Here is a 4,092-nt window from a genome sequence, read left to right on the forward strand (position 1 = left end):
AGTTTGAACGCCTGGATGTGGAAGACACCATGACCGGCTTTGAGCCTGAATACAGCCTTTCCGAAGCGGGCGACATTCTTTCCGTCATCTATCAATCCCAGGAACCCATTTTCTCCACCGCGGATGACCAGGTTTTGCTCAAACTGATTTTAACCCCCATCGCCTATGGAGAATCCGAGATTAAGCTCGTTTCTTTTGCCTACGACAACACTCCCATTGCAAATATCTCCAATGGAAAACTTCTGGTGCCCATCAATAAGGACATGGCTTGGCTGAACATCAGAAACGAAGCTAACGGCCGCAACATTTTCAACCCCGAGCTGAACGAAAAACTCACCATTGAATATGGCATAAAATCCACCGCTTCAGGTGTCAACGCCAAAGCGATTGTGCGCATCTATGACGCTCAGGGACGCCTGGTGGCAACGCCTGTGAATCGCAACATCGGCAGCTCGCTGGGCATCGAAAGCTTCGTTTGGGACGGCCGCGACTACATGACAAACAAACTGCCCATCGGCTTCTATTACTGCCATTTGGAAGTGATTGACCGCGCCACCGGCCACAAGGAAAGCACCGTGCAGCCGATTGTCATCAAAGCCAAAATGAAATAAGGGAGCCCAAACATGAAAAAGATAGTAATTCTTTCCCTCATCCTCATCCAAGCGGCGCTGCTGCTGGCTGTTTTCGATGATTACATTCCTTCCGCCAGAGCTCGTGGCATGGGTGGAGCCTACACCGGCGTGGCAGATGATGTTCACGCGCTTTGGTTCAACCCCGCCGGACTCACAAACGTGAAAATGGAAGTCCAGGCAGGCTTCAGCCAGCTTTATGGCATGTCTTTTTCGGAATATAAAACCGCCGCACTGGGCGTTGGATTGCCCAAAAAATTTGGCACCCTCGCGGTTGGAGCCAGGCTTTTCGATGTTGGTTTTGAAGATGAAAACCTGATGAGCGAACAAATCTGGACCGCCGGACACGCCTTCGACTTGCAAAGCGACATCCATTCCCAGATTAGCGTGGGCTACACCCTGAACTATCATCGCCTGCAGTTTATTGATGAAAAATCCGACGACGCTTTTGGAATCGATTTGGGAGCCCAGGCCCTGTTGCACGGGCGCACCAAGCTCGGCTTCAGCGTCAGCAATATAAACCAAGCCATGATGGGTGAGGAAAACCAGCATTCCCTGCCCAGCAAACTGGCTTTGGGAATATCCTACATACCATACGAAAATGTGATTACCAGCCTGGAAGTGAAAAAAGATTTTGCCAAGGAAACGGAATTTATGGGCGGCGTGGAAGTTCGCCTTTTCGAGCCTCTCGCCATCCGTTTTGGCGTGCATTCAAATCCCGCCACCTGGAACGCTGGCATCGGTTTGAACGTCAAGGGCATCGAGCTCGACCTTGCCTATTCCACCCATTCCGTCCTGCCTGGCACCCTTTATGGAAATCTGGGCTACAAATTCTAAAAGGGAGTGTGAAAATGGCTATTTTTAACCTTAAAAAACTTGTCCCCACCTTCATTCCAGTAGCTTTCGAGCTCATGCGTCAATTCAAGCGAGATGTGAACCACAACAGCAATATCCGTAAAATCAATGAGGCCGAGGAAAAGCTTGCCACCATTGAACACCTGATTGTAAAGATTGAAAAAAGGGCCATAGTCAATCGTGACGAAATTAGGGCGATAAAAACCCGTTTCACAATCTTTGCGACGATAAACTCCGCGCTTTTAATCGCGATACTGATTAAACTGTTTTTCCTGGCTTAATCCCCAGCCAATCAATTGACCCGGCTTGCCGCTTAGATTCAGACGGCAGGCCGGTTTTTTATATCCCCGAATTTTAGCCCGGTTTGCCTGGACGGCTTTTCTCGTTTATATTGTCCAAAAATGAATTAACACACAAAGGATATAAAAATGGCTAAAACAAAACTTCACGGAAACACCGTTAATACAATAGGCTCGCTGCCCCGCATGGGCTGTGCTGCCAAGGATTTCACCCTCACCGCGAACGATCTTTCAGATCGCTCTCTGGCGGATTTCAAGGGTAAAAAGATTCTGTTGAATATCTTCCCCAGCGTGGACACCCCCGTTTGTGCCACCAGCGTGCGCACCTTCAACATGGAAGCCTCCAAGGTTCCCAACGCCGTCATCATCGGCATTTCACGCGATCTTCCCTTTGCTCTGGGACGCTTTTGCGGTGCCGAAGGCATCGACAAAGTGCTCACCCTCTCCGAAATGCGCGACCGCGAATTTGGCAAAACCTACGGCTTGGAATTAATTGATGGCCCCATGGCGGGACTTTTGGCGCGTGCGGTGATCGTGATTGATGAAACTGGCAAAGTGGTCTATCGCGAACTGGTTGAGGAAATCACCCAGGAGCCGGATTACCAAGCCGCTCTGGCAGCGCTCAAGAAATAAGCGGCTCCATCATTCAAACTGCCTTTCGCTCAGATCTGGAGTTCATCTCCGGGTTTGAGCGTGAGGCAAACCCTGCCCATTGCATTCACTTTTCGGGCAAATTCTTCCGGGTCGGCGCTAATCACTGGCCAAGTGTTATAGTGCATGGGCAGCACCTTTTGGGGGTTCACAAATTCCACCGCTTTTAACGCGTCCTCAATCCCCATGGTAAAATTATCTCCAATCGGAACGATGAAACAGTCCACCTCATTCATCTCGCCGATTAGCTTCATATCATAAAAAAGGCCTGTGTCGCCAGCGTGGTAGATACACATTCCATCCATCCACAGCAACACTCCAGCCGCCAGCCCGGCATATTGCCCCTCCGGAGTTTGGCTTCCATGCAGCGCTGGCGTAAGTTTCACCCTGCCAAAGGGAAAGCTGTAAGCTCCGCCGATTTGCATCGCGTGCGCTTTGCAGCCTTTTGATTCCACATACCATGCCAATTCCGCCACTCCAATCACGGTGGAATCACAGCGTTTGGCAATCTTGAAACTGTCGCCCAGATGATCCGCGTGAGCATGGGTGGCAATGATATATTCGGCATCAATCTCTTCCGATTTCACCGGCGAAAGCGGATTGTCGTCCAAAAAAGGGTCGATTAAAACCCTGTGCCCAAGGTCGTTCGTAAGCAAGAAAGCCGAGTGTCCAAAATAGCGTATTTTCATTTCTGTTCTCCCATTCATCGTTTTTTCCATTTTGATGATACCACACCCGAACGTCAAGCAGAATCTTTTGTCAAACCTCAATCCAAGTTAAACCTTTTTCTGCCAGGTTATTCTAATGATGTGATCTGTGACAGAATTTATCCATCCGAGCTTTTGAAACAAACCCTCAAAAACCCGATAAAACCTTTACTGGTAATCCAGCCTTATGAGACGAACTCATCAGGAAAATAAACCTTGACCTAAAAAGGAAAGATATAAACAGTGTAATCAGTCGTTTCGACATATATGGATTATGATTAGCGAGGGATGTTAAAAGCCCTCAAGCAACCTGAGAAACAATGAGTTGGGATCACCCCCATATTTGTGACTCAACTTTTCTAAGAGGTGAAGTCATGACACTATCTATCTCAAACCGGGCATTCTTACTCTTGGCAGTGAGTTTTTTTGTTTCCACAGCGCTTTGGGGTCAGAACGACATGCCGCTGATGGCGGAATTTGAAGGAGAGCATCATTGCTCAATGTTTGGTCATACCTTAGTCAGTCTCGACTTCAATCATGACGGTTACGATGATTTGATAGTGTTGTCTTTTGCCTGGGATTACAATCTCAGTCAGGCTATGCCGGCACTTGGAAAGGTAGATATATTTTTTTGACGGTCCCGACTTCAGTTCAGCAACCCAGCCCTCCCTGAGCCGTGAGGGGTATTATTGGGATGATGGCACACACACCCGGGTATGTGAGCCATTAAATTTGGGCGATCTGAACGGCGATGGCTATGATGATCTGGCTATCGTGGAATGGACTTACAGAACAAGTAATCAGCTGCTGATTTTTTACAGCGGGCCAAATGCCGATCTCCAGGATCCGGATCACATTATCGAGTTTCCAGATGATGGCCTTATCTCGTATTACTGGAGCAGATTGGGAGATGTCGATGGAGATGGTTTTGACGATATCGGTTTATCTTAT

7 protein-coding genes are annotated in these 4,092 nt (G+C 48.4%); 6 read left to right on the forward strand and 1 reads right to left on the reverse strand.

Features of this window, described 5'->3' with window-relative positions; genetic code table 11:
* The 4 genes from GX135_07725 to tpx form a co-directional block, all read left to right on the forward strand.
* Positions 1–611: hypothetical protein (locus GX135_07725; protein NLN85966.1), on the forward strand; the 611-nt coding region annotated here is incomplete at its 5' end.
* Positions 612–623: 12 nt separating this feature from the next.
* Positions 624–1,466, forward strand: a complete 843-nt coding sequence (locus GX135_07730) for a conjugal transfer protein TraF (GenBank protein ID NLN85967.1) — start codon at positions 624–626, stop codon at positions 1,464–1,466.
* Between the two features lie 14 nt (positions 1,467–1,480).
* Positions 1,481–1,765, forward strand: a complete 285-nt coding sequence (locus GX135_07735; GenBank protein ID NLN85968.1) for a hypothetical protein — start codon at positions 1,481–1,483, stop codon at positions 1,763–1,765.
* A 147-nt stretch (positions 1,766–1,912) separates the two neighbouring features.
* Complete coding sequence (gene tpx / locus GX135_07740; protein ID NLN85969.1) at positions 1,913–2,416, forward strand: thiol peroxidase; 504 nt, start codon at positions 1,913–1,915, stop codon at positions 2,414–2,416.
* 29 nt (positions 2,417–2,445) lie between these two features.
* On the opposite strand, the gene GX135_07745 is transcribed toward tpx, so the two are convergent.
* Complete coding sequence (locus GX135_07745) at positions 2,446–3,123, reverse strand: metal-dependent hydrolase (protein NLN85970.1); 678 nt, start codon at positions 3,121–3,123, stop codon at positions 2,446–2,448.
* A 392-nt stretch (positions 3,124–3,515) separates the two neighbouring features.
* On the opposite strand from GX135_07745, the gene GX135_07750 reads away from it, so the two are divergent.
* Positions 3,516–3,776, forward strand: a complete 261-nt coding sequence (locus GX135_07750) for a hypothetical protein (GenBank protein ID NLN85971.1) — start codon at positions 3,516–3,518, stop codon at positions 3,774–3,776.
* 97 nt (positions 3,777–3,873) lie between these two features.
* Positions 3,874–4,092, forward strand: a 219-nt coding sequence (locus GX135_07755) for a hypothetical protein (GenBank protein ID NLN85972.1), incomplete at its 3' end; no start/stop codon positions are given.

Source organism: Candidatus Cloacimonadota bacterium (genome assembly GCA_012522635.1).
Classification (GTDB): Bacteria; Cloacimonadota; Cloacimonadia; order Cloacimonadales; family Cloacimonadaceae; genus Syntrophosphaera.

Coding starts and splice junctions, on each gene's coding strand:
- GX135_07730 (NLN85967.1), top strand. CDS start 624: ATGAAAAAGATAGTAATTCTTTCCCTCATCCTCATCCAAGCGGCGCTG.
- GX135_07735 (NLN85968.1), top strand. CDS start 1,481: ATGGCTATTTTTAACCTTAAAAAACTTGTCCCCACCTTCATTCCAGTA.
- tpx (NLN85969.1), top strand. CDS start 1,913: ATGGCTAAAACAAAACTTCACGGAAACACCGTTAATACAATAGGCTCG.
- GX135_07745 (NLN85970.1), bottom strand. CDS start 3,123: ATGAAAATACGCTATTTTGGACACTCGGCTTTCTTGCTTACGAACGAC.
- GX135_07750 (NLN85971.1), top strand. CDS start 3,516: ATGACACTATCTATCTCAAACCGGGCATTCTTACTCTTGGCAGTGAGT.